This is a genomic window from Kushneria konosiri (assembly GCF_002155145.1).
In the GTDB taxonomy this organism is placed as follows: domain Bacteria; phylum Pseudomonadota; class Gammaproteobacteria; order Pseudomonadales; family Halomonadaceae; genus Kushneria; species Kushneria konosiri.
In genome coordinates, this window is sequence record NZ_CP021323.1 from 1,187,233 (window position 1) to 1,213,144 (window position 25,912).

Here is a 25,912-nt window from a genome sequence, read left to right on the forward strand (position 1 = left end):
ATAGCCTAATCATCGCCGACGGTACGGACAACGTGAATTCCTGATCGCGATGCATTGTTGGGCCGCCCGAAGAGGCCGCCCTTTGTTACACTGATATTCTGCCCCATCCCGTTCACCCTTCTGATTCGACTCAAACCCATGGCGCTACGCCGACTGCTGCTCGATTTTCTGGCCACTCATCGCCGCGCCTACCTGCTGGCCATCACGACCCTGCTCGCGGTAGGGCTTCTCAACATGGCGCTGCCCTGGTGGGCCGGACAGATCATTGATGACCTCAATGAAAAACGTATCGGCATGCCCGGGCTCTGGCGCAGTGCCGCGGTACTGGTGGCCGTGGCGCTGGCCATGTACGGCCTGCGCTATCTGTGGCGCATGCTGCTTTTTGGCGCCTCTTATCAGCTGGGCGTGGCCCTGCGTGACCGCTTCTATGAAAAACTGACCCGGCTGGACCCGGGCTTTTTCCAGCAGCGGCGCAGCGGTGATCTGCTGGCGCGCTCGACACAGGATATCGATGCCGTGGAAGTGGCCGCGGGAGAAGGCGTGCTGTCCAGCGTCGACGGCGCGCTGACACTGTTACTGGTACTGTCGATGATGATCCTCGTGATCGACGCGCCACTGGCGCTGATCGCCCTGATTCCCTTTCCCTTCATGGCCTGGGGGTTTTACAGGGTGGCCAGCCGGGTGCAGGGCTATTTTGGCCAGTCGCTTGAGTGTTTTTCCGCGCTTAATGACCGCACCCAGGAAGCGATTGCCGGGCTGCGGCTACTGCGCCAGCACTCGATGATCGAAGACGAGATTGAAGACTTTGATCGACGGGCCGAGGCGCACGCCCGAGCCAACTATCAGGTGCAGCGCATGGAGGCCCGCTACGACCCGGTGGTGTTTCTGGCACTGGGCAGCGCGACGCTGGCCACCATCGTTGCCGGCAGCTGGCGTTATCTGAGCGGGGCCATCACGCTGGGCGAGCTGACCAGCTTCACGCTGTATCTGGTCCAGCTGATCTGGCCGATGTTCGCCCTCGGCTGGTGCCTCAATATCCTTCAGCGCGGCGAGGCGGCCGCCCGGCGACTGATCGAGTTCTTCCACGAGCGCGAGACCATCACCGACGAAGGTACGCTGACGAAGGTGTCTTCCCCCACGCTGCACATCAATGTCGAGACCTTTACCTATCCGCTGGCCAGCACGCCGTCGATTTCCGAGCTGAACCTCACCATTGCACCGGGCGAGAGCGTAGGCATCGTTGGCGCTACCGGCAGCGGCAAGTCGACCCTGATTCGTCTGCTGCTGCGCCAGTATCCGCTGACACACGGCACGATCACGCTGGGCGAGCAGTCCCTTGGCGACTATCAGCTCGACGCGCTGCGCGCGATGTATGCCTATGTGCCTCAGGACCCGTATCTCTTTGCGGCAACGCTTGGGGAAAACGTGGCGCTGGGCGTGCCCCACGCCAGCGATGAGGATATTAGAGGCGCGCTGTCGGCAGCGGCCTTCGGACCGGATCTGGAACGTCTGCCCGATGGGCTCGATACCCGCATCGGCGAGCGTGGCGTGACGCTCTCCGGTGGCCAGCGCCAGCGGGTGGCGCTGGCACGTGCCCTGCTATCCCCGGCCCCCATCCTGCTGCTGGATGACACGCTTTCGGCGGTGGATCAGACCACCGAGCAGCAGCTTTTGACCACACTGGAGGCGGAGCGCGAACGCACCTGCCTGATCGTGAGCCACAGGCTGTCGGCGGTGCGCCACGCCGATCATATCGTGGTACTGGATCAGGGCCGCGCGGTCGAACAGGGGCGTCACGAGGCGCTACTGGCGCGGGACGGGCACTACGCCCGGCTATGGCAGGAGCAGCAGATGCGCACGACGGAGAAGCCGTCATGATCAATCGTCGCCTGCTGGCATTGATGCTGCGCCCGCTCATGCACAATCGCCGCCGCCTGCTGCTGGCCCTGCTACTGCTGATGACCGCCACCGCCATGGATGTGATGGGCCCCTGGCTGACCAAGCACTACATCGATATCTATCTGGTGCCACGGGATCTGCGGGTCGAGCCGCTGACCCTGCTACTGGCACTGTATATCGCGACTCAGGGGCTGGCGGCGCTTGGACGCTATCTGCAGACGCTCTATTTTGCCCGCATTGCCCTGGACGCCGTGCACGCCCTTAGAAAGCGCGTCTTTCGCCACGTCATGCATCTGCCGCAGCACGTCCATGACGCCACCCCCACCGGTGAAATGGTGTCGCGGGTGACCAACGATACCGACGACCTGCGTGAGCTCTATGTCGAGTTTCTGGCCACCGTATTGCAGAATCTGATGCTGTTGGTCGGCATCCTGATCGCCATGGCGCTGATGGATGTCAAGCTGATGCTGATTGCCGCCACCCTGATTCCGGTCGCCGCCGTGATCATCTGGGGCTATCAGCGGGCCAGCGGCCCGGCGGCGATGGAGGTTCGCCGCCTGCGCGCCGGTCAGAACGCGCGCATCAATGAGGCGATCGGCGGCATGAGCGTGCTGCAGGCCTTCAACCAGACCGAGCGCTTTCGGGCGCGCTATCACGATCTCAACGTGGCGCAGTATCACGCCCGGCTGCATACCATCCGCATCTCGGCGCTGCTGTTGCGCTCGGCGCTGGATCTGGTGGGGGTGATCATTCTGGCGGCGCTTTTAATCGGCTACGGGCTCGACAGCCTGGTGGGCGGCGCGGAAATCGGCGTGCTGTATGCCTTCGTGACCTGGCTGGGGCGCGTCTCCGAGCCGCTGATCGAGATCACCCAGCGCTTTAACATCTTTCAGCAGGCCGGCGTGGCCGGTACGCGGCTGCTGTCACTGCTGGATCGCCCTCGGGCCGCCAGCGGCGACGATACAAAAGCGATCAAATCGGCCGACTATCGGCTCCAGGCACTGGCGTTTCGCCATCACGGCGCCGAGCGCAATACGCTTGATGACGTCACCCTCGACATTCCAGAAGGCGCCTTTATCGGACTGGTCGGCCATACCGGCAGCGGCAAGTCCACCCTGCTGGATCTGCTGGGCGGGCTGCAGCCGGTCACCGAAGGCCGCCTGCTGCTGGATGGCCGTCCCATCGAGACGCTCTCGCCATCGGTGATCAACACGGTCATGGCCAGCGTCCCGCAGGAGCCCTTCATTCGCTCGACCACGCTCAGAGACAATCTGCTGATGGGTATTGAAGCCGATGAGGCGGCCATGGCGCGTGCCCTCGATGAAGCGCAGCTGCGCGAGCTGATCGACCGCCTGCCCGACGGGCTCGACACACCGCTGGGCGAACGGGGCCTGACGCTGTCGACCGGCGAACGCCAGCTTTTGGCGCTCGCTCGGGCGTTGTTGCGTCAGCCACGCATTCTGCTGCTCGATGAGGCGACCGCCAGCGTCGACAGTCTGACCGAATCGCGCCTTAACCGAGCGCTGGCCGGGCTCAAGGGGCGAGTGACCATGGTGGTGGTCGCCCATCGTCTTTCAACCATCGCCGGCGCCGATGAGGTGGTGGTGATGCAGGCCGGGCGAATCATTGAGCATGGCGTTCCCGGGCAACTGCTCGACAACTCCGACGGCGCCTATTACCGGCTCTGGCATCAGCCGGGCAATGCCCTGAACTGATGTGCCCCTTGCAGGCCACATGACCGCTTGCCGTAACCGGCCGTCGATGCTATTTACGTACCATGATGAATGTTTATCGGCGCCTGAAAGCTTCAAGCGCCGACACGCTCAAGACACGCGACAGCGTCTGAACGTCATGCCAGGCTATATCCTGCAGGTATTAATACTGTTGGCCCTGCTTTAACCGACACCATCCAGTGCTCCTGAACGACATTGACCGGGCTGATTTCGGAGAGAACCATCACCACGTCATCTGAGCCTTCGCGGCCCCTGCGGGTCTGCCATGAATGTGATCTGGTCAGCATCGTGCCGCCGCTGGCGTGCTCGGAAAGTGCCCGCTGCCCGCGCTGTCAGCATGAGCTGATGACGCGCAAGCGTGCCCCGGCCCAGCATGCGCTGGCGCTGGCGATTGCCGCCGTGGTGGCTCTGGTCACCTCGCTGGCCTTTCCGTTCATCTCCTTTTCTGCCAGCGGGTTTGATCGCGCCATCAGCCTGACCGACGCCATGACGATCCTGTCGACCGGCAACTACACCGTACTGGCCGTGGTGCTGTGGATGGTGCTGTTGCTGCTGCCGATGCTCTATCTGGGCATGGTGATCGTCATCCATGGTGCCCTGCTGCTGGGCCGTCGTCCGCCCCGGGGCATGCTGATGCTGCGCACCCTGCGCCACATCGAGCACTGGATGATGGCTGACGTGTTCCTGATCGGCGTGCTGGTCAGTCTGGTCAAGATCCTGTCACTGGCCAGCATCGGCTTTGGCCTCTCCTTCTGGGCCTTTTGCCTGTTCGTGGTTTTGATGCTGCTGATTTCGCGCAGCGTGGATCGCGACTGGCTCTGGAGCGTCATGGCGCCGGAACCGCCACCACCGGAACATGCGCGTACCGGACAGACCGCGCAGGCACAGAAACTGGTGGGATGCCCGGTCTGTGGCACGGTCAATGATTACCATCATCATCGGACATGCTACTGCAGCCGTTGCGGCGAGAAACTGCACATGCGCCGGCGCCACAGCGTGCAGAAGACCCTGGCACTGCTGGTGGTATCGGTACTGCTCTATATTCCGGCCATGGTGCTGCCGATCATGACCGTCTCGAGTCTCAATGACACGACCACCCAGACCGTCATCGGCGGCGTGCTGCTGCTGATCGATCATGGCGACTACCCTATTGCTGCCATCATCTTTCTGGCCAGCGTCGTCATTCCGGTGGCCAAGCTGATGGCGCTTCTCTGGCTTTGCATCAAGGTCGGTCGGCCCCAGCCCTGGCGACCCGAGGTGCGCATGACCCTGTATCGAATTACCGAGTTCATCGGCCGCTGGTCGATGATCGATGTCTTCGTGGTGGCCCTTTTGGCCGCACTGGTTCGACTGGGGGTGTTAATGCACGTCTCTGCCGAGCCTGGCATCATCGCCTTCGGGGGCGTGGTGATCCTGACCATGATCGCCGCCATGAGCTTTGATCCGCGCCTGATCTGGGACGCTGCCGATCATCCGGATCTTGAAAACAACGATATTTCCACATCATCCCCTCAGCCGGCGGTTGCAGGGAAAGCACAGGACACGGGGCAATGAGCGAGACCACCGCGCAGCGAAAGAAGCACCGACATATTTCTCCGGTCTGGCTGATTCCCCTGATTGCGCTGTTGATCGGCGGGTGGATGCTCTATCACACGCTCGCCTCGCGCGGGCCGGAAATCACGCTGATCATGAACAATGCCGAAGGCATCGATGCTGGCAACACCATGATCAAGGCGCGCAACGTCGATGTCGGCGAGGTCACCTCGGTGTCCCTGTCGGAAGATACCTCGCACGCCGTGATCAAGGCCCGGATGAACCCGGGCACCGACCGGCTACTGAATGAGGAGACCCGTTTCTGGGTGGTCAAGCCTCGTATCGGTCGCGAGGGCATCAGCGGATTGAACACCGTACTGTCAGGCGCCTATATCCAGCTTCAGCCGGGGCATTCGGATAACGCTCAGGAGAGCTTCGAAATGCTCGAACAGCCGCCGGTCGCGCCGCCCGACGCCAAGGGGCTGCGCCTGCATCTCACCAGCGCCGCCGCCGGCTCGCTCAACGTCGGCGATCCGGTCCTGTTTCAGGGCTTTACCGTCGGCCGGGTCGAAAACCTCGAGTTCGATACCGAAGACCGCGTCGTGCACTATCAGCTCTTCATCCAGGAACCCTATGAGGACCTGGTGACCAGCAATACCCGCTTCTGGCTGGCGTCAGGCATCAATTTTGATCTGACCTCCGAAGGCTTCTCGCTGGGACTGGGCTCGCTGGAGTCGCTGGTCAGTGGCGGCGTGACCTTTGGCGTACCGGAAGATATTCCGCCGGGCGAACCGGTTGGCGCCGACAGCAACATGGTCTTTTCCCTGTACAGCGATGAAGAGAACGCGCTGCAGGGCAGCTTCAGCCACTATCTACGCTACGTGGTCATGATCGATGACACCGTGCGCGGGCTGTCGCGCGGGGCACCGGTTGAATACCGCGGTGTGCGCATCGGGACCGTGGATACCGTGCCCTATCGCATCGATCTGCTGCAGGAAAACCAGGTCGAGGGGTTCCGCATCCCGGTACTGATTCGCATCGAGCCTCAGCGGCTGCAGGCGAAGGTAGACGAGGAGTCGCTCAAGGACTGGCGGGCACGCATCAGGTCCATGTTTGACCATGGCCTGCGTGCGTCGCTCAAGACCGGCAATCTCTTTACCGGCGCACTCTTTGTGGATACCAATTTCGTGGACAATCCGCCCGAACAGACGCTCACGGAGTACAACGGTGTGACCGTCTTCCCCAGCGAGCCCGGCAGCTTCGCCCAGATCGAACAGAAGGTCACCGGCCTGCTCGACAAGCTCAACAATCTGCCGGTGGAGTCGTCGCTCAACCGTCTGGATTCGACGCTTGCCAGCTCCGAATCGCTGATCAAGGAGCTCAATGAAACGGCCAGCAGCCTCAATGAGGTGCTCAACGACGAGAGTACCCGTGGTCTGCCCAGCGATGTTCAGCGCACGCTGCGCAGCATCGAGCAGACGCTGTCGAGCTACTCGAGTGAGGCACCAGCCTATGGCGAGCTGACCTCGACACTGAAAAGCCTTGAGCAGCTGATGCGCTCGCTGCAACCGGCGGCACGCACCATCAGCGAGAAACCCAATTCGCTGATCTTTAACCGTGGCGAGATTCAGGATCCGCAACCGAGGGCACGCCCATGATGACGCAACTTCTCCACACGTCCTGGCGCGGCGCGGCACTGGTGGCACTTACCGCGCTGGCCGGGTGTGCCGGCCAGGCCACCGAGTTTCACCGCTATACGCTGCCGCTGGCCGATCAGCGTGCGCCCGAACCCGGTATTTCGCTGCCCGACAGCGCCCCGACCGTGGCGGTCTCATCGGTACGGCTGGCCGACTATCTTGACGGCCAGGGGGTGGTCTATCAGATCAGCGACATCGAGGTGAACGAGGCACAGGCCAACCTGTGGGCCGACAGCCTGAGCGCGCAGCTCACTCGCAGCCTGCAACGGACGCTGAGCGACCGACTGAAAGATCATCGCGTACTGGGTGAGACCCTGGCCGGCGATCGCGCCGATACCGGCGTACGAGTCTCGCTGTCCCGTTTTCAGGGACGCTACGACGGCATGGCGGTGCTGGCCGGCCAGTATCAGCTGCGCGATGCCGGCGGCCATCTACTGGCTCAGCAGCCCTTCGAGATCGAGCGCCCGCTCGATGACGATGGCTATCCGGCGCTGGTACGCACCCTCTCGCAGGGCTGGGAAAGTGTTGGTGAGCGGATTGCCGCTGAGATCACGCAGCAGGAGCAAGAGGCCATGGCCACCGCGGGCTCCAGCGCCCGCACGACGCCGGTCGGCTCGCCCTGAGCCGCTCGAAGACCATCACCCCACGGTTTGAAACCCTGCCCTTGAAACAGCAAAAGGCCCGCCATGATGGCGGGCCTTTTCTGGCTTCCAGGAGCAACGCATCAGGGGCGTTCGGGCATCCACCAGTCACTGACATGAGAGGCCTGGTCGCCGTACAGCGAAGCCAGTTCAGCAAACGCGTCATCCAGCTGCGAGTCCAGCTGCCACGGCGGGTTGAGCAGTAAAAGACCTGATCCATAAAGCCCTCGCTCACCGCCAGGATCATGATGCGTCAGTTCGCTGCGCCACACCTTGGCAATATCGTGTCGTTTAACGCCGTCCAGCAGGCGCTGATGCCGCGCGTCTCCCAGCAGTGGATACCAGATCAACACGACCGCGTGGCGCATCTGGCGCACGACCTGTGCAAGCGTTGCGGCCACGGCGTCATACTCATCCTTGACCTCATAGGAGGGATCGATCAGCACGCAGAGCCTGGGCGTTCGAACCGGCAACTGGTGCACCAGCCCGCCGAGGCCGTCGCGTTTGAGCCGCCGTACGTGAGGCGTTTCAATCGAGGCATCCTCAAGGTGGCGATGCTCGCCGGGATGCAGCTCATAAAGGGTCAGACGATCGTTGTCACGCATGGTACGGGCAAACCACCAGGGGGACCCCGGGTAGCGCGACAGCGTGTCCGGATTGTCCTGAAGGGTGGCCAGCGCGTCACACCAGCGTGCCACCAGTCCGGTTTGGCGATCACGCGAGCGCCATAGCGGCAGGACACCGTCACGGTACTCGCCAAGCCTTGCGGTCTCGGGCGCTTCCAGCGGATAGTGGCCTCGCCCGGCATGCGTATCGATCAGGCTCAGAGCCGAGCTCTTTTCCATGAGGCGCTCGATCAGCGCAAACTGGGCCAGATGCTTGTGCACGTCGGCAAAATTGCCGGCATGCCATGCATGTTGATAGGAAAGCACACTCCCTCCTTGAAAAAACATCGCCGCAGTCACGGGACTGCGGCGACGATACGGCCGGCAGAACTGCCGATCCGGTGATCAGCGGTTGCCGTTGGGCACCAGGGTGACCGTGACGCGACGATTCTGTGCCCGACCTTCGGGCGTATCGTTGCTGGCCACGTAGTTGCTGGCGCCGTAGCCCTGCATGATCAGGCGGTTGAAGTTGACACCGCCACGGGCCAGATAGTTACCCACGGCCTGAGCACGCAGCTCGGACAGACGCTGGTTGTAGGCCGCCGCACCGGTAGAGTCGGTGTAGCCGGCAATGTTGACCAGCGTATCGGGGTACTCCTCCAGCACCTTGATGACACCATCCAGCGGGCGGTAAATCTGCGAGGACAGCTCGCTGGAATCGCTGCCGAAGGTGATGGCGCTGGGCATGTTGAGCTGAATCTGATCACCGACACGATTGACGCTCACGCCCGTGCCCTGCATTTCCTGACGCAGCTTGGCTTCCTGAGCGTCCATGTAGTAGCCGACGCCACCACCGGCAGCAGCGCCTACGGCCGCACCGATCAGGGTCTTGTCGAGACGGTGGTTGCCGCTTTTGGTTGCGCCTGCAACGCCACCTACCAGCGCACCGATACCTGCGCCCTTGGCCAGGCTCGAGGTCTGCTGCTCATTGGTATAGGGATTGGTAGTGGTACAGCCCGAGGCGGCCATGACTACGGCCAGTGGTGCCGCCATCCAGATGCTTTTCTTCACGTCCTGCTCTCCTGTGAATACCGTTCGAGGTCTGTCCCCCGACCTTTCTGAATCTGCAGGGCAATCACTGCCCTGTCGTATGACCCGTCACGAGCGGGCCAGAACCGAATCATCGCACAGTGCCAGCAAATCGTTGAGAAACAAAAGCCCCAGCGGGGTGGCCTGTATGCGCGAGTGTGTCTCAAACATCAACTCGCGTGCGATGGCCGCTTCAGTGTGAGCGTCCAGACGCAACTCGTCGAGCCCGGTATGCTGATGCCAGAGCGCGCGAGGGACGCCGTCACTCAGACGCAGGGCGTTCATCAGAAACTCGAGCCCGCGCTCATCGCGCGACAGCCTGCGATGGCCAGCCAGAAAACCACGCGGATCATCATGGCGGGCGAGATAGGTCTCGGGCTGGCGCGTTTTCCAGCGCCGCTCGATCACAAGGCCCTCCTCACCGGGACGCGATATCTTGCCATGCGCACCGGCACCGATGCCCAGATAATCGCCAAAGCGCCAGTAGTTCAGGTTGTGCCGGGCCTCGTGCCCGGAACGAGACCATGCCGAAATCTCGTAGCGCTGGAAGCCAGCCGCCTCCAGACGCGCCTGCCCGGCGTCCTGAATATCGGCCAGCACGTCCTCTTCAGGTAGTGTGGGCGGGTGCGAATAGAAGGCCGTATTGGGTTCAAGCGTGAGCTGATACCAGGACAGATGCGTGGGCGAAAGCGACAGCGCCTGGTCGATATCGGCCATCGCCGTGGCCATGCTCTGCCCCGGCAGACCGTGCATCAGGTCGATGTTGAGCTCGTCGAAACCGACCTCGCGCGCGGTCGCAATGGCGCGTACGGCCTCATCTGCATCATGAATGCGTCCCAGCCGGGCCAGTGCGTCGTTGTCAAAGCTCTGCACCCCCACCGACAGCCGATTGATACCGGCGCGGCGAAAACCGGCAAAGCGCTCACGCTCGAAGGTGCCCGGATTGGCCTCCAGGGTAATCTCGATATCGGGGTCCAGTGTCAGGCGTGCCTCGATACCGGCCAGCAGGCGCTGATAACCGGCGCCGCTGATCAGGCTGGGCGTACCGCCACCAATAAAGATCGACGTCAGCGGCCGTCCCTGCACGTTGATCATCTCGGCATCAAGATCGGCCAGCAGGGCATCGATATAGGCCGTCTCGGGCAGCGCACCCGACAGCGTGTGTGAGTTGAAGTCACAGTAGGGGCACTTGCGCACGCACCATGGAACATGGATATATAGCGCCAGGGGCGGCAGGGAAGACATCAGCGCTCCATCTGCTCAAGCAGGGCGGCCAGCGCGCGACCGCGGTGGCTGATCCGATTCTTGAGTTCGGAAGAAAGTTCAGCCACGCTCAGACCCTGTTCGGGCACCCAGAACAGGGGATCATAGCCAAACCCGCCCTCACCGCGCGGCAGGGAAAGAATTTCTCCGGGCCAGCTGCCCTGAACGATAATGGGCACCGGGTCCTCGGCATGGCGCATATAGACAAGCACGCAGTGATAGTGCGCACCACGCTGACCTTCGGGAACATCGGCCAGCGCCTCGAGCAGCTTCTCGTTATTGGCCCGGTCATCGCCCTGAGCGCCGCTGTAGCGCGCCGAGTAGATACCCGGAGCGCCACCCAGTGCCGTAACGGCCAGACCCGAGTCATCGGCCAGCGCCGGCAGACCGCTGCCCAGACAGGCCGCACGCGCCTTGAGCAGGGCATTTTCAACAAAGGTCAAGCCGGTCTCTTCAACGGCCGATATACCATGGTCGGCCTGAGTGGTCAGTTCCCATGCCAGCGGCTCCAGCAGCGCGCGGAACTCCCGCAGCTTGCCGGCATTATTGCTGGCGACAACGAGAGAGCGTGTAGCAGACATAAGGCATGATCCCTTGGTGTGATTGACGGCCCCATTTTAAAGCGCCATGTCATCACACTGGAACATATTGTTGTGGATTAGCCGACCGAAGCATACCTGGCATGATACAAATAGCGTGATATGAACCAACGAATTGGCCGTCAAAACAGCGCCTGCCCGAGCGATGCTCCAGACGCCGTTTCGGAGTAAGCTTGAGCAAAGCCTCGTCGTTGGCTGTCACAACATGAGCTGATGAACGGGCATCAAGGGGGCACCGTGGATAGTGACGTGGAAAGTGAAAAGAAGGTAGTCGTACTACTGGTGACAGAGATCAACCCGCAAAGCGAGCTGTTCATGCAGTACGTGCGGGACAGGATCGGCTGCGAAGTGGAAACGCTGGCACCGCGCGATGCCGTACCGGCAGAAGATGACATACAGCGTGTGGTGCTGCTTGATGCCGATCATGTCAATGAAAAGGACATGTATCACTGGGAAGAGAGTGCCGCCAGTGACAGCAATACGCTGACGCTGGCCGCTTTTAACCTTGCCGATGAAAACCAGGCCGTCAATCTGGCGACCACCTTTCGGCTGCAGGGCGTGTTCTACCGTCGCGACTCGCTGGCACTGATCTGCAAGGGCATCGCCAAGCTGATCAACGATGAACTGTGGATGTCGCGTAATCTGATGACGCGACTGATTCGTTTCTATCGCCGCCAGCAGATCAACGCGTTCCGACCGGCCAACGGCCTGACGCATCGCGAGCTCGAAATCCTGCGCCTGCTGGGCACGGGCGCGTCCAATACCGAAATCGCGAATCAGCTGTTTGTCAGCGAGCATACGGTCAAGTCACACCTTTACAACATTTTTCGAAAACTCAAGGTTCGTAACCGCATTCAGGCCATGAACTGGGTACGCCAGAACCTGGGCGGAGCGCCGATACCGCCCTCCTCTCGCAGCACGTCGTCCGAGAACTGATCGCCTCCAGTCAGTGTCACGACATGACAAGGGTGCCCCCGACCGTGAGGTCGAGGGCGCCCTTTCAGTGGCTACCCGGCGCTGCTAACGCCATCACCGGACGGACTACGCTGCCGCCATGTTCTCCTGGGTGCCGGCCCCTGTCGGGCGAAGCGCAGGATAACTGGCAGTCAGACCATTGACCTGCTTGAGCTCCACCACGATGTCGCGCTCGTGCGATGAATAGACGAAATTGTCGATGTCTTCCTGAATGTCAGGATCGATGAACCCTGCCTCGCGCGCATCGATGATCAGATGGCTGCCGTCAGGGATTTCGTCCAGATAAAAGCGCACCTTGTCCCGGTTGAGAAAGGAGACATCGGTATGAAAGCGCAGCAGGGCGTGACGGTCATGCTGGGTAAAAGAGACCGACGAGTGATAGTTGGCCCGGACCAGAAAATAGAGCCCGCACAGAAAACCGATGATGACGCCTTCAAGCAGGTTGGTGACCATGATGGCCACTACCGTCACGGCAAAGGGCACAAAACGCTGCCAGCCCTGATGATAGTGCGCAAGGATCGTGGCCGGGCGCGCCAGCTTATAGCCGGTGTGCAACAGCACTGCGGCCAGACACGCCAGCGGAATGAATTCCAGCGCCCCCGCCACAAAAGCCACACTGCACAGCAGCAGCACACCGTGCACAAAGCTGGAAAGGCGCGTCCGTCCCCCCGCCTGCACGTTGGCAGAACTGCGCACGATCACGGCCGTGATCGGCAGACCGCCCACCATGCCACTGACCATGTTGCCGATACCCTGCGCCTTGAGCTCGCGATGAGGAGGCGAGTGACGCTTGAGCGGGTCGATCTTGTCTACGGCTTCAAGACTTAAAAGGGTTTCAAGGCTGGCCACCAGTGCCAGCGTCACGGCCGTCATGTAAACCTGAGGCTTGAGCAGATCGGACACTGCGGGCAGCTGCAGCTGACCGATAAAATCGACCGGCCCACCCAGTCCTGGCAGGGAAATACGCTGCCCGCTATCCAGTGCGCTCGGCAGACCCAGTGACAGTGCCAGTCGATCCATGGCAATAGCGACCAGCACGGCCACCAGAGGCCCCGGGAAACGCTTGATCGCCGCCGGCATGAACGGTTTTTCCCAGCTGACCAGAATCGTGAGCGTCACCGCTGCAATGGCCAGTGCGACCGGCGACAGACCGGAGGCCAGCCCTTCAAGGTTCAAAAGCGAGACATCACTGTCCTGCGAAAGTCCCAGTGCCAGCGGAATCTGGTTCAGAATCAGAATCAGTCCAATGGCGGCCAGCATGCCCTTGATCACGGCCGAGGGAACGAAGGCACCAATCTTGCCAAGACGAAGAAAGCCAAACAGAAGCTGCAGGGCGCCGGCCAACACCGTGGCCATGAAAAGCCCGCTCAAACCGATCTGCTCGACTGCTCCCAGCACGATAACGGTCAACCCGGCAGCCGGACCGGAAACACTCAGGGAAGAGCCGCTGAAAAGCGATACCACGATACCGCCGACAATGCCGGCGATCAGGCCGGCAAGCGGCGGTGCCCCAGAGGCCAGAGAGATGCCCAGACACAGGGGAATGGCGACCAGAAAGACCACGATGCCGGCAGGCAGGTCCTGTGGCAATGTCTTCAATGAAAACGCTTTGCTCATGTTATCCGTCTCTTTTCATGAATAATGACATTACCGACGATCAGACAGCGCATGCCTGAGCGGCCTCGTGGCTTTCACCATTCCAGCGTTTGATTTCACGCAATCTGCCCGTTTCCAGGGCATATACCATCCCGTGTATCGTCGGATACTGATGACGTGACCATTGCGCCTTTATCAAGGGCAGCTCACCAAGCATTGTGACCTGATCGATCACATTCAGCGCCACCATCCGATCAAGACGTTCGGCATCATTGTTCATTTCTGCCAGTTCATTGGCATGCCTTCTTCTAATATCACGGATGCCATCCAGGTGATTATCAAGATGAGAAAACCCGGTATTTTCATCTGTCATTGCGGCCTGAATTCCCCCGCATCGATGATGACCACAAACGATGATATGACGGACCTTTAATACAGCAACGGCGTATTCAAGGACGCTCATGAAGCCCGCTTCATTGGGACAGACCCGATTGGCGACATTGCGGTGAATGAACATTTCTCCCGGAGAGGTATTACAGAGCTGTTCGGCAGGAACACGGCTATCGGAGCAGCCGATCCACAACACTTCCGGAGATTGTCCGGCACTCAAGCGATCAAACATGTGTGGATCGCAATGTTTGACTTCACCGGCCCAGGCCTGATTTTCCAGCAACAATCTCTCGACAAAACGCATCCGGCGCTCCTTTATTTTGTAAACAGACGGTAACAGATCCGTTTCAAATACATCCTTTAGCGCAATTTCCTGTGCACAATGCGCCATTTGGTGTAGATGCGCGTTCTGACCGCTCTCATTCAAAAATTGATCGCCTTATAATCGGGGGCATCTTCAGGACCCCGGTCGCGTCGGCTATCGGTACGATCACCCGAACCACTAGCCCGTTCTAAATGATCGAACTAGAACGTTAGTCGCAAGAGCTTAATCAGCTCTGAACCTTAAGTGCTTTTAAGTAGTTGTTTTGTTTATTTTTTTACTTAATTTTACTTAGCGTGAAGGGTGCCCTGCCGGCGCGCCGGATTTTGGCACATCCCCAGTTTTGATCGCGATCGGGTGTCTGAAGGCCTTCATACTCTTTACCAGGGCCACTTTCATGGATGTGACGAATATTGCACTGATCATGGTGACCAAAAGCAGCCCCCAGAATGAGCTGTTTCTGGACTACCTCCGTCAGCAGCTGGGTTGCCATGTACAGCAATTGCCGACGGACGAGCCACCCGAGCTGCCAGAGCATCTAAGGCACTGTCGCGTTGTGGCATTGCTGGATGATGATCATCTGGAGGAGTCCGTGCTACGCGACTGGACCCAGCAGCTGGGCCAGTATGACGACGCCATTTTCACGGCCTTCAACATGAGTGATGAAGACCGGGCCGTCGCCCTGATGATGCGCATGCCGCTGCATGGAATCTTCTATCGGGGGGATTCCCTTGAGCTGATCAGCAAGGGCATTCGCAAGCTTTTCGAGGGTGAGATGTGGTTGTCACGTCCCCTGATGGAGCGTCTGTTGTGCGCCTACTGGCATCGTCAGCATGACGAGCAGCTGCCGCTGGCAAGCCTGACCCCGCGTGAACAGGAAATCCTGAGCCTGCTGGACAGCGGTGCAAGCAATCTGGATATCGCTGACCGCCTTTCCATCAGCGAACATACGGTCAAGTCACATCTTTATCACGTGTTCAGAAAGCTCAAGGTGAGAAATCGGGCGCAGGCGCTGAATCTGCTACGTCAGCAGCCCACGACCGTGGTTGCCGCGCCCCGCACACGTCGGGACCCGGCCTGATCCACTTCCTGCCGAGACCATCAATTCAGGCGCAGTCGCTCCCTGATCAGTGACACCAGCGTCAGATTGGCGTCCTCGGCCGTGGTATCCAGGTGAATCAGATAGGCCAGCTCATCCTCGCCGAAGGCATCGCGCGAGGCGAGCTGGTAATCAAGCACCTCAATGCCTGCCTCCGACGCCTCACCACGTCTTTTCTGTCGTCGTACGAGACGATCTCGCAGCGTCGCGTCATCGGCTTCAAAACTGATCAAAAGCGCTGCCAGACCACGCTTTTCGGCCTCGTGTCGCAACCGATCACGCTGAGCGCGCTTGAGCGCAGTGGCATCAATACAGACCGGGTAGCCGGCCTCCATCAGCGTACCGCTCAGGGAAGCCAGTCGCTCATAGGTCTGACGGGTCATGTCATCGCTGTAGATGCCGCCGGCCACGCTTGAGCCTGAATCGGCATCGGGTGCCAGTTCACAAAGACGCTTGCGCTCGACATCGGAACGAAGGCGGATGGCACCGAGTGAGCGCACAACCTGTTCGGTAAACCGGCTCTTGCCACTGCCCGAGACGCCAACGCTGATCAAAAGCCAGGGAATGTCGATCTCGCTGTAGCGCTCGGCCAGCGCGATGTAGCTGCGATAGTCCGACAGCGCCGCGTCACGGTCGGCCGGATGCAAATCCGGCTGCTGCAGACGAAACAGCGCCACCTTGGCCCGCACCATGGCGCGATAGGCCTTGTACCAGGGCAGCAGACGAACCAGCTCGTGATCCCCGCTGCCCTCCAGGTAACGATTGAGCACGTGACTCGACAGTGCGTGTTCGCCGCGCGCCTCAAGATCCATCAGCAAAAAGGCCAGTTCACAGCAGACGTCGTTGTAGCGCAGGTCATCGTTGAACTCGATGCAGTCAAAGATCAGCGCCCGACCCTTGTGCTGCACTACATTGGCCAGATGCACGTCCCCATGCGTTTCACGCACGAAGCCCTCGCGTTGACGCTTCATTAATAGCGGTTCGAACCGGTGATACAGCTCCTCGGCGCGCTGGGCCAGTTCCTCCAGACGACGAAGATCGTTTTGATCCTCCAGAAGCGGCCGGATCTGATCGAAGTTCTGCTTCACCGGCGCATGGACCGCCTCGGGCGCGCCAAAGTCACTGTCCGGCGAGACCCGCTCGGCACTCTGATGGAAGGCGACCAGCTGATCGACCATGTCATCCATCATCGTGCGGGTCAGCTCACCATTGGCCTGCAGTGTCGAGAAAAGCCCGGCATTGTCGAACTGTCGCATGCAGATGGCGTATTCAAAGGGTTCGCCGTCGCCATCCAGCACGGGAGCGTCAGGCGTACCGCTGATAGGCACGACCCGCTCATAGAGATCGCCCGCCAGGCGCCGATTGAGCCTCACCTCGTCTTCACAGAAACGGCGACGGCGCGTCAGCGTCGAGAAGTCCAGAAAACCGAAATCCAGCGGTTTCTTGATCTTGTAGGCGTAATCGCCGGTCAGGATGACCCAGGAGATGTGGGTCTCGTAGACCTGCAGGGTCGACACGTCATGATTGAAAAACCGGCCGCTTCTCAGCGCGCTGATCAGTGACTGACTCAAGGGGCTCACTCCGGATCAGTAATGAAAATCGCCCGCCGACACATCGGCGGCAGGCGGGCATGACGCTCGAAAGGCGCCGATGGTCAGGTCAGGGTTGCAAACACTGCCTCGGCGGCCTCGAGCGTGGCATTGATGTCCTCGTCTTCATGAACGCTGGACATGAAACCGGCTTCAAACGGTGAAGGCGCCATATAAACGCCGCGGTCCAGCATCGCCGTAAAGAAGCGTCTGAAACGCTCAACGTCACAGCCGGTCGCGGCCTCGAAATTGTTGACCTCGGCCTGCTCGGTAAAGAAGATACCGAACATGCCGCCGGCGCGATGGGTCAAAAGCGACACGCCAGCGGCGGCCGCCCGCGCCTCGAGACCGTCACACAGCAGATTGACGCGCTCGGTCAGACGCTGATGGAAATCGGGCTGGCGAACCTTTTTCAACAGCGCGATACCGGCGGCCATGGCCAGCGGATTACCTGAGAGCGTGCCGGCCTGATAGACCGGTCCCAGCGGCGAAAGATATTCCATGATGGCCCGCTTGCCGCCAAAGGCGCCGACCGGCATGCCACCACCGACGATCTTGCCCAGACAGGTCAGATCCGGCGTAATGTTGTAGTGTGCCTGAGCTCCGCCCAGCGCCACGCGAAAGCCGGTCATGACCTCATCAAAAATCAACACGGCGCCGGACTCGTCACACACCTCGCGCAGGCACTCCAGAAAACCCGGTACCGGCGGGATGCAGTTCATGTTGCCAGCCACCGGCTCCACGATCACGCAGGCGACCTGATCGCCGATCTCGCGAAAGCATTCGCGCACGCCCTCGACATCATTATAGGAGAGCGTCACGGTATGTTCGGCCAGCGATGCCGGCACGCCGGGTGAGCTGGGTTCACCATGGGTGAGCGCGCCAGAGCCCGCCTTGACCAGCAGCGAATCCACATGACCGTGATAGTTGCCTTCGAACTTGACCACCTTGTCACGGCCGGTATAACCACGAGCCAGACGGACCGCGGACATGGTGGCTTCGGTGCCGGAGTTGACCATGCGTACCATATCGATCGACGGCATGATCTCGCAGATCAGCTCTGCCATATCGGTTTCGACGGCAGTGGGGGTGCCAAAGGAGAGGCCGTCTTCCAGCCGATCACGCACGGCACTCAGTACGTCAGGGTCGGCATGCCCGGTGATCATCGGTCCCCAGGAGCCGACGTAGTCAATATATCGCTTGCCCTCGACGTCAAAGAGATAGGGCCCGCGAGCACGCGAAACAAACATGGGCGCCCGGCCCATGCCCTTGAAGGCACGCACCGGTGAGTTAACGCCACCGGGGATGCGATGCCCGGCACGAGCAAAAAGCGTCTCGGAGGTAATGTGATCCATCTTCGCGCTCCTGTGGAAAAAGGGATTGCAGATCGGCTTGCAAACGGACCGCCTGCTGATTCCGGGTTATCCACACCTCATTGATCGGCGCCAGCCGGGACCGGGTGTGGATAACACAGAGTAATTATCGCTTCATGGCCTGATTGAGCTGACGCACGGCACCGCCCGGATCATCATGGCCGAAAATACCGTGCACCAGCGCAATCAGATCCGCCCCGGCGCTGACCGTGGCTTCAATATTGTCGGCATCAATGCCGCCGATCGCCACACGCGGCAGGCCGAAACGGGCCGCCTGCGCCAGAATCGCAAGCTCCGCCGGCGGCGCATCCGGCTTGGTACGCGACGGATAGAAACGACCAAAGGCCAGATAACTGGCGCCCTCGGAGGCCGACTGTGCGGCAAACTCGAGGCTGTCCTGACAGGTCGCACCGATAATGGCGTCCGGCCCCAGTGCCTTGCGCGCCCGGGCGATCGAGCCATCGCTGCGTCCCAGATGCAGCCCCGCGCCCAGCCGCCAGGCCAGCGCGGCATCATCATTGATGATCAGGGGCGTGTCATAGTGATCGCACAATGCCTTGAGGGCGCGCGCCTGACGCTCACGCCTGCCCTCGTCACCGGACTTGTCGCGATACTGCAACAACGCAATACCGGCATCGAGGGCGGCCTCGCATCGATCGATGAGTGTGGCATCATCCGGCATCAGATGTTCATCGGTCAGGGCGTAGAGTCCCTGCTGCCACTGGGTCATGTCATGCGCTCCTGAATCGGTAAATGAAATGGCCCGCTCAGGCGATCGGGAAGGTGCTGGCCCCGGCCGGGCATCAGGGCACGCTCAAGGCTTTGCCAGGTAAACTGCTGCGCCTTCTCGCAGGCGTTTTCAAGCGTTTCCCCGCGCGCAAGCAGCGCTGCAACGGCACTGGCCAGCGTACATCCCGAACCGTGATAGCTTCCCGGCAACCGCGGCCAGGACCACGTCCTGATGCCTTCGGGCGTGTAGAGTCGATGAGTAACATGGGGTTGATGCGACGCATCTGCAACATCGGTACCGGTGGCCAGCACGGCACCCGCGCCGGTGGCGAGCATTTTTCCGGCCTGACCGGCCGTGTCCTGATCCTCGAGCGCACTTCCCGTCAGCCGGGCCAGCTCTTCGAGATTGGGTGTGACCAGATCGGCCAGCGGCAGCAGCCGTTCGACAAAGGCTGCCCTGAGTAGCTCACTGGAGAGCTCGCGCCCGCCGCCAGCCTTAAGCACAGGGTCGATGATGATCGGCAGTGGTGACAGCATCCGGCACAGTTCAACCGCCGCTTCCAGCGCGGAAAGATCGGCAATCAGACCGATCTTGATCGCGTGGATATCACAGTCTTTCAGCACCGCCCGGGCCGTGGCCAGTATCTCTTCGCCAGGGCGGGGCGTGACGGTGTGAACGTTCACGGTGGTCTGGCACGTCAATGCCGTCGGTACCGTCAGCGCCCAGCCGCCCATGGCGCGGATGGCCTCGGCATCAGCGATCAGGCCGGCACCGCCGGTCGGATCATGGCCGGCCAGAACCAGTACGCAGGGCAGGGACATCAGAACGGCTTGACCACGGAGAAAATCACGATCGCGATCAAAAGGATCGCCGGGATCATGGCAAAGACGCGGTAATAGCCGCCGCCGCGACGGTTGGTACCGGAGGCAAAGCGTTTCATGTGCGCCTTGCAGATATGATGAAAACCGATCAGAAGCACGACCAGTACCGCCTTGACGTAGAACCAGCCTGCGGTCAGGTAGTACTGGAAGTCGAGCGCCAGCAGCCAGATCCCGAACACCAGCGTAAGGATCATGGCCGGTGTCATGATGGCAGCGTAAAGCTTGCGCTCCATGATCTGAAAACGGGTCAGCCCCTGACCGTCTTCCTGGCGCACGGCATGAGCGTGATAGACAAAAAGCCGGGGCAGATAAAAGAGTGCGGCAAACCAGCACGTGAATGAAATGATATGAAAGGCCAGAACCCAGGGGTACATATACGCATCCTCAATAACGGTCGTCAGGTCGTCTCCGATGGGGCCATGGCCCCATCAGTGATAATAGTTTTCTATGGCTTCCCGCGTGATGATACCTGAAACCCGATGCATCATCGGCGCCGTAATGTGTCTGACGTAGAGGGCATCCACCCGCTGATCATCAAGACATGCAAAGGCTTCCGACAGTGTCGCCTGTAGATCGATCGGCGCAAGTTCCAGCCGCTTGCCCGGAATTTCCATCAGATCGATGCTGTCCTCGTGATCCACACCCGCCTGATCCTTCTCTTCCAGCGCACGGGCCATGTCGGCGGCGAGCAATGCCAGAGGTGCCTTGCCGGGTTCACGATCGGCCTTGTGCTGATCGGTCTGACGATGAATCAAGAGCCACGTGGGTCGAGCATCCAGAATGACCCGTGCCCGCTCCCGGGTAATGACCGCGGCCGTAACGGTCACGCTGCGATCCATGACCGCCCCCACACCGACTCTTGAGAGCGCCTGCATCAGGGGCTGTTGCAGCGGATGCTGCGTGCTGCCCTGCCGGGTCATGACGAAAAAGCCCTGCGTTCGCCACGCCACACGCGCCGTCAGGGTGGCACTCAGCACGCTCAGCATGCCATACAGGATAATATCAGGGCTGTGTGTCAGCTCTACCAGCGCCATGATGGCGGCCAGCGGTGCCTGTAACACGGCACCCATCATGGCGGCCATGCCCATCATCACATAGAGGTTCGGCTCACCGACCATCGAGGGAAGCAGCACTGTAGCTCCAAGGCCAAACAGCGCACCGGCAGCCGCTCCCATGACCAGAGTAGGACCGACGATGCCCACCGGAACTCCGCAGGCCAGGGTTATAGCAGTCAGAAACAGCTTGCCCAGCGCCAGTGCCAGCAGCACATCAACACCTGCCTGACCGGTCAGAATTGCTTCGACACTGTCATAGCCAATGCCCTGTACCTGAGGATAGAAACAGGCCACCGCTCCGGTCAGCATTCCGGCCATTAAAAGACGGACAAACCAGGGCAGGCGGGCAAGATGCTCTCCCAGACGTACCAGCCGGATAAAACCACCTGCCATGACACCGATGGCCAGCGCCATCAGAACAAGCCATGGAATATCGAGCAGACGTGGCTCGATGACACCGGGCATCATGAAGGCCGGCGCCGAACCGAAATGAAGCTGAGTAATGACGGCGCCGGTGGCCGAGGCCAGCATCACGGGCATGAAACCGGTCAGGGTATACTCCATCATCACCACTTCCATGGCGAAGATGACCCCGGCGATGGGCGTATTGAAAGAAGCCGAAATCCCGGCCGCCACGCCACAGCCCACCAGCACTCGCAAACTGTTGTGTGGCAGTTTGAGCAGTTCACCAATCCAGCCTGACGCGCCAGCACCCAGATGGATGGCGGGACCTTCGCGGCCGGCTGACAGGCCTCCCAGAAGCGAGACGATGCCGACCCACCACTGATTGAGCCAGTTGTCACGTGCCATGACGCCCTGATGGAAAGAGAAGCGTTCAATGACATGCGAGATGCCGAGTCGCCGCGCACTTTTTTTCTGCCAGCCAAGCCCCAGCCCGATAAGGGTAACAGCCACTACCGGCAATCCTGTTCGAACCGCCACGGGCAGGCTCTCGAAGGCCTCGCCATGACCGTTGGGCATCAGTATCAACGCGCCCAGATCGATCAGCTCTCGAAAGGCAATCATGATGATGCCGGTCAACGCCCCGGAGATCACTGCCAGCAAACACAGTTGCGGCAATGCATCAACGCTTGCCAGCTCGCGTCGAAAATTCTCAAGGCTCAGGCGTGACGTATCCAGAAAACGGCGCGGCAAGCTTTTCCTCCCCAGCAGCACAATGGCGGATCACATTATTCAGCCTATCATTGTTTATGTTCCATGCCTCTTATGACGGGCCCTGACGCACGGCGGTTGACCATCGACAGAGGGGGTGTCGATAATGGTTGTCATGACAGCCCTAGCGCTGATCCATTTCTGACATGTCCCGGACGTGTCATCTCAAAAGGAGGCCGCGATGAGCGGAGCAGAATCCTTTGTTCCGACACCGCTTGTCTTTACCGATGCCGCGGCAGGCAGAGTCAGGGCGCTGATCGAAGAAGAGCGCAACCCGGCCCTTAAACTGCGCGTCTACGTAACGGGAGGCGGCTGCTCGGGCTTTCAGTATGGTTTCGATTTTGCAGAAACCGTTGGAGAAGACGACACCGTCATCGAAAATGGCGATGTCGCCATGGTGATCGACCCGCTGAGCTATCAGTATCTGGTGGGCTCCACGGTGGACTTTGAGGCGGGTCTGGCCGGTGCCCGCTTTTTGATCAAAAACCCCAACGCCACCACAACCTGTGGCTGTGGTGCATCCTTTACGGTCTGATGCTTCCCATGGATGCTAGGGCGTCTGTCAGCTTCTGACAGACGCCTTTTTTGTGTCCGCTCATCGCCTCCACCGATCTTTTTTGCTCTTTCTGCCCTGTGGACAAAACAGGACGTCTCTTGTGTCCTTCTGCTCCACAGCCCGCCACACGTGTACCTTTCATCACTTTTCCCGATAACATCGTCATTCTTGATGAGTATGGGGAGAAGCCTCATTGAGCCCGGTTAACGGACAGGGGATAAATCGAGCTGTGGGTAACCCGGACACTTATGCACACCCCGTACAGTACCTGCCCCAGGGAACCACGCAGCTTGCTTGGGTTTCCAGTCACACCCCAGCCCTCTGTTTTTAAAGTCTAAAAGATGCTTTTCCACAGAAATCCGCTTCCCCAGTAGTCACAACCACAACAGAACTTCTTATTTAAAAAACTATTTTATTTATTAATGACTTTCTCCTTTTGAAAAATCCCTGTGTGGAAAACCCTGACGCTTACTCACAGCCACGTTATAATGCGCGCCATCCAATACGGCTTATCCCCAATGCCCCGAACGGGCATGTGGGTATCGACACGCGCTGATCAGTCGGGTGTCACGTTCATCTTCAACCCCTCGAGGTTTTTCACGTGGATTATCCGGACCGCTTTGACGTTATTGTCATCGGTGGTGGTCATGCGGGTACCGAAGCCGCACTGGCCGCCGCTCGCATGGGCTGTCAGACACTGCTGCTCAGTCACAACATCGAAACGCTGGGACAGATGTCCTGTAATCCGGCCATCGGTGGCATCGGCAAGAGCCACCTGGTCAAGGAAATCGATGCGCTTGGTGGTGCCATGGCGCTCGCCGCCGATCAGGGCGGCATTCAGTTTCGAACGCTCAACTCCCGCAAGGGACCGGCTGTTCGAGCCACTCGCGTTCAGGCTGATCGCGTGCGCTACAAGGCGGCCATTCGCCATATCCTCGAAAACCAGCCCAACCTGTCGATCTTTGCTCAGGCCGCCGACGATCTGATCGTTGAAGGTGACACCGTGCGCGGTGTGCTGACCCAGGGCGGTATCCGTTTCATGGCCGAGACCGTGGTGCTGTGTACCGGGACCTTTCTGGGGGGCGTCATCCATATCGGCATGGAACATCACAGTGGCGGGCGATCCGGCGATCCGGCCTCCAATGCGCTGGCGGCACGTCTTCGCGAGCAGCCCCTGCGGGTGGCACGGCTAAAGACCGGCACGCCACCGCGACTCGATGCCAGAACGGTCGATTTTTCGAAGCTGGCCGAGCAGCCCGGTGATACGCCGCGTCCGGTAATGTCCTACATGGGGCGGCGTGATATGCACCCCGATCAGGTGAGCTGTTTCATCGCGCATACCAATGAGCGCACTCACGACATCATTCGGGCCAATCTGGACCGCTCGCCGATGTATTCCGGCGTCATCGAAAGTACCGGGCCGCGCTACTGCCCCTCCATCGAGGACAAGATTCATCGCTTTGCCGACAAGCAGAGCCATCAGGTCTTTATCGAACCGGAAGGACTCGAGACTCACGAGCTCTATCCCAACGGCATTTCGACGTCGCTGCCCTTCGATGTGCAGCTTGACGTCGTACGCTCGATCGAGGGGCTGGAACGCACCCACATCATCCGACCGGGCTACGCCATCGAATACGACTTCTTCGATCCGCGGGATCTGAAGCACTCACTGGAAACGAAGGTGATTCATAACCTGTGGTTTGCCGGTCAGATCAACGGTACTACCGGCTATGAGGAAGCGGCCGCTCAGGGACTGCTGGCAGGACTCAACGCCGCCCGCCGCGTCAAGGGACAGGAAGCCTGGTGGCCGCGTCGTGATGAGGCCTACATCGGTGTGATGGTGGATGACCTGATTCGCATGGGCACTCAGGAGCCCTACCGGATGTTCACTTCACGGGCGGAATATCGTCTGCTGCTGCGCGAGGACAACGCCGATCTGCGCCTGACCGAAACAGGACGTCAGCTGGGGCTGGTGGATGATGCACGATTCGAGTCCTTTGAGCGCAAGCGCACGGCCATCGAGGCCGAGCGCGAACGTCTTGACCGCATCTGGATCCAGCCTGGCAGCGACGCTGCCAAAGGGCTTGTCGACCGGGTAGGTAGCCTGTCGCGTGAGCATCGTCTGAGCAATCTGCTGCGTCGGCCCGAGCTGACCTATGACGATATCGCACCGCTGGCCGAAGGCGCACCGGAAGATCCGCTGGTACGCGAGCAGGTCCAGATTCAGGCCAAGTATCAGGGCTACATCGATCGCCAGAGCGAGGAGATCGACAAGCTCAAGCGCCATGAGGCCACTCGCCTGCCCGAGTCGATCGAATATGACCACATCGACGGGCTTTCCAGCGAGATTCGTCAGAAGCTTAACGCTGCTCGACCCGAGACGCTGGCCGAGGCCGGTCGGATTCCAGGCGTGACGCCGGCGGCGATCTCGATGCTTCTGATTCACCTTAAAAAGCGCGACAACGCGCACAAGGCTCGGGTCGGTACGTCATGAGGGGGGGGGGCGAACGTCGTCTCGATGACGGCATGACCGCTCTGGAACTGAGCGTTTCAGGCGACATTCGCGACCGTCTGCTGGCGTTTGTCGAGCTGTTGCACAAGTGGAATCGGGCCTATAACCTCACCGCCGTGCGCGATATCGAAACGATGGTGACGCGCCATCTACTCGACAGCCTGGCCATCCTGCCCTGGATTGAAGGCCCGAACCTGCTGGATGTCGGCAGCGGCGCGGGTCTGCCGGGCATGGTGGTTGCCATCGTGCGCCCCGACATTGCCCTGACCTCGATTGACAGCAATGGCAAGAAGATTCGTTTTCAACGCCAGGCCGCCTTCGAACTCGGGCTTGATAACGTCACCCCCGTGCATGACCGGGTCGAGGCGCTGAAAGGCGTCACGTTCGATCAGATCACCAGCCGGGCCTTTGCAGCACCGGCGGACTTTATCCACCTGACCCGCACGTTGCTGGCCGATGGTGGCCATTGGCTTGCCATGACGGGGAGAGTCGATGATCTGGCACTGCCCGACGACATTCGGCTGGTGAACACCTGGGCCCTGCACATTCCCGGCGAACAGGGCCAGCGTCATCTGTTGAAAATGGACATCGCCTGACAAGGC

Annotated in this window: 22 protein-coding genes; 10 read left to right on the forward strand and 12 right to left on the reverse strand. The window is 60.3% G+C overall.

The annotated features are described in order from the left end of the window. Window positions 1–138 precede the first annotated feature (138 nt). The 5 genes from B9G99_RS05555 to B9G99_RS05575 all read left to right on the forward strand — a co-directional run bounded on the left by B9G99_RS05555 (window position 139) and on the right by B9G99_RS05575 (window position 7,485). Window positions 139–1,878, forward strand: a complete 1,740-nt coding sequence (locus tag B9G99_RS05555) for an ABC transporter ATP-binding protein (protein WP_086623307.1) — start codon at window positions 139–141, stop codon at window positions 1,876–1,878. After that, the gene (locus tag B9G99_RS05560) at window positions 1,875–3,614 is read left to right on the forward strand and encodes an ABC transporter transmembrane domain-containing protein (RefSeq protein WP_086621109.1); all 1,740 of its coding nucleotides are present in this window, start codon (window positions 1,875–1,877) and stop codon (window positions 3,612–3,614) included. Before B9G99_RS05555 ends, B9G99_RS05560 begins: the two co-directional genes overlap by 4 nt. A gap of 213 nt (window positions 3,615–3,827) precedes the next feature. Beyond that, the gene (locus B9G99_RS05565; protein ID WP_227875948.1) at window positions 3,828–5,186 is read left to right on the forward strand and encodes a paraquat-inducible protein A; all 1,359 of its coding nucleotides are present in this window, start codon (window positions 3,828–3,830) and stop codon (window positions 5,184–5,186) included. Then, complete coding sequence (gene pqiB, locus B9G99_RS05570) at window positions 5,183–6,823, forward strand: intermembrane transport protein PqiB (RefSeq protein WP_086621110.1); 1,641 nt, start codon at window positions 5,183–5,185, stop codon at window positions 6,821–6,823. Before B9G99_RS05565 ends, pqiB begins: the two co-directional genes overlap by 4 nt. After that, complete coding sequence (locus B9G99_RS05575; RefSeq protein ID WP_086621111.1) at window positions 6,820–7,485, forward strand: PqiC family protein; 666 nt, start codon at window positions 6,820–6,822, stop codon at window positions 7,483–7,485. The genes pqiB and B9G99_RS05575 overlap by 4 nt, the downstream gene beginning before the upstream one ends. A 101-nt stretch (window positions 7,486–7,586) precedes the next feature. Here the strand turns inward: B9G99_RS05575 and B9G99_RS05580 are convergent, their stop codons facing one another. The 4 genes from B9G99_RS05580 to rdgB all read right to left on the reverse strand — a co-directional run bounded on the left by B9G99_RS05580 (window position 7,587) and on the right by rdgB (window position 11,041). After that, window positions 7,587–8,435, reverse strand: a complete 849-nt coding sequence (locus B9G99_RS05580) for a 23S rRNA (adenine(2030)-N(6))-methyltransferase RlmJ (protein WP_086621112.1) — start codon at window positions 8,433–8,435, stop codon at window positions 7,587–7,589. A 78-nt stretch (window positions 8,436–8,513) separates the two neighbouring features. Further along, window positions 8,514–9,161 carry a YiaD family glycine zipper/OmpA-like lipoprotein gene (locus B9G99_RS05585; RefSeq protein WP_086623309.1) on the reverse strand — a complete coding sequence of 216 codons (648 nt, stop codon included), beginning with the start codon at window positions 9,159–9,161 and terminating at the stop codon, window positions 8,514–8,516. A 105-nt stretch (window positions 9,162–9,266) separates the two neighbouring features. Then, on the reverse strand, window positions 9,267–10,445 hold the full coding sequence (gene hemW, locus B9G99_RS05590) for a radical SAM family heme chaperone HemW (RefSeq protein ID WP_086621113.1): 1,179 nt from the start codon (window positions 10,443–10,445) through the stop codon (window positions 9,267–9,269). Next, window positions 10,442–11,041 carry an RdgB/HAM1 family non-canonical purine NTP pyrophosphatase gene (gene rdgB, locus B9G99_RS05595; protein ID WP_086621114.1) on the reverse strand — a complete coding sequence of 200 codons (600 nt, stop codon included), beginning with the start codon at window positions 11,039–11,041 and terminating at the stop codon, window positions 10,442–10,444. The genes hemW and rdgB overlap by 4 nt, the downstream gene beginning before the upstream one ends. 231 nt (window positions 11,042–11,272) lie before the next feature. On the opposite strand from rdgB, the gene B9G99_RS05600 reads away from it, so the two are divergent. Next, window positions 11,273–11,995, forward strand: coding sequence for a LuxR C-terminal-related transcriptional regulator (locus B9G99_RS05600; protein ID WP_086621115.1), 723 nt, complete (start codon window positions 11,273–11,275; stop codon window positions 11,993–11,995). Window positions 11,996–12,100: 105 nt separating this feature from the next. Here B9G99_RS05600 and B9G99_RS05605 read toward each other — a convergent pair whose 3' ends face one another. Further along, window positions 12,101–13,651, reverse strand: coding sequence for a SulP family inorganic anion transporter (locus tag B9G99_RS05605; RefSeq protein WP_086621116.1), 1,551 nt, complete (start codon window positions 13,649–13,651; stop codon window positions 12,101–12,103). Between the two features lie 40 nt (window positions 13,652–13,691). Then, window positions 13,692–14,324 (reverse strand): carbonic anhydrase, encoded by a 633-nt coding sequence (locus tag B9G99_RS05610; RefSeq protein WP_158521448.1) that lies wholly within the window; start codon window positions 14,322–14,324, stop codon window positions 13,692–13,694. Between the two features lie 415 nt (window positions 14,325–14,739). Between B9G99_RS05610 and B9G99_RS05615 the strand changes: the two genes are divergently transcribed. Further along, the gene (locus B9G99_RS05615) at window positions 14,740–15,423 is read left to right on the forward strand and encodes a response regulator transcription factor (protein WP_086621118.1); all 684 of its coding nucleotides are present in this window, start codon (window positions 14,740–14,742) and stop codon (window positions 15,421–15,423) included. Window positions 15,424–15,443: 20 nt separating this feature from the next. On the opposite strand, the gene B9G99_RS05620 is transcribed toward B9G99_RS05615, so the two are convergent. The 6 genes from B9G99_RS05620 to B9G99_RS05645 form a co-directional block, all read right to left on the reverse strand. Then, the gene (locus tag B9G99_RS05620) at window positions 15,444–17,021 is read right to left on the reverse strand and encodes a bifunctional aminoglycoside phosphotransferase/ATP-binding protein (RefSeq protein WP_227875950.1); all 1,578 of its coding nucleotides are present in this window, start codon (window positions 17,019–17,021) and stop codon (window positions 15,444–15,446) included. 74 nt (window positions 17,022–17,095) lie between these two features. Further along, window positions 17,096–18,385, reverse strand: a complete 1,290-nt coding sequence (gene hemL, locus B9G99_RS05625) for a glutamate-1-semialdehyde 2,1-aminomutase (RefSeq protein ID WP_086621120.1) — start codon at window positions 18,383–18,385, stop codon at window positions 17,096–17,098. A gap of 124 nt (window positions 18,386–18,509) precedes the next feature. Beyond that, the gene (gene thiE / locus B9G99_RS05630) at window positions 18,510–19,133 is read right to left on the reverse strand and encodes a thiamine phosphate synthase (protein ID WP_086621121.1); all 624 of its coding nucleotides are present in this window, start codon (window positions 19,131–19,133) and stop codon (window positions 18,510–18,512) included. Continuing rightward, entirely contained in the window at window positions 19,130–19,954 is an 825-nt protein-coding gene (thiD, locus tag B9G99_RS05635; RefSeq protein WP_086621122.1) for a bifunctional hydroxymethylpyrimidine kinase/phosphomethylpyrimidine kinase, read from the reverse strand. The genes thiE and thiD overlap by 4 nt, the downstream gene beginning before the upstream one ends. Then, window positions 19,954–20,388 (reverse strand): protoporphyrinogen oxidase HemJ, encoded by a 435-nt coding sequence (hemJ, locus tag B9G99_RS05640; RefSeq protein ID WP_086621123.1) that lies wholly within the window; start codon window positions 20,386–20,388, stop codon window positions 19,954–19,956. The genes thiD and hemJ overlap by 1 nt, the downstream gene beginning before the upstream one ends. Before the next feature lie 54 nt (window positions 20,389–20,442). Continuing rightward, window positions 20,443–22,224, reverse strand: a complete 1,782-nt coding sequence (locus tag B9G99_RS05645; protein WP_086621124.1) for a chloride channel protein — start codon at window positions 22,222–22,224, stop codon at window positions 20,443–20,445. Window positions 22,225–22,423: 199 nt separating this feature from the next. Here B9G99_RS05645 and erpA point away from each other — a divergent pair, with 199 nt between their 5' ends. From erpA to rsmG, 3 genes are all read left to right on the forward strand, one after another. After that, entirely contained in the window at window positions 22,424–22,777 is a 354-nt protein-coding gene (erpA, locus tag B9G99_RS05650) for an iron-sulfur cluster insertion protein ErpA (protein ID WP_086621125.1), read from the forward strand. A 622-nt stretch (window positions 22,778–23,399) separates the two neighbouring features. After that, a complete protein-coding gene (gene mnmG / locus B9G99_RS05655; RefSeq protein WP_086621126.1) occupies window positions 23,400–25,292 on the forward strand; it encodes a tRNA uridine-5-carboxymethylaminomethyl(34) synthesis enzyme MnmG in 1,893 nt (630 codons plus the stop codon). Beyond that, entirely contained in the window at window positions 25,289–25,906 is a 618-nt protein-coding gene (gene rsmG, locus B9G99_RS05660; RefSeq protein WP_086621127.1) for a 16S rRNA (guanine(527)-N(7))-methyltransferase RsmG, read from the forward strand. Before mnmG ends, rsmG begins: the two co-directional genes overlap by 4 nt. The last annotated feature ends 6 nt before the right edge of the window (window positions 25,907–25,912 follow it).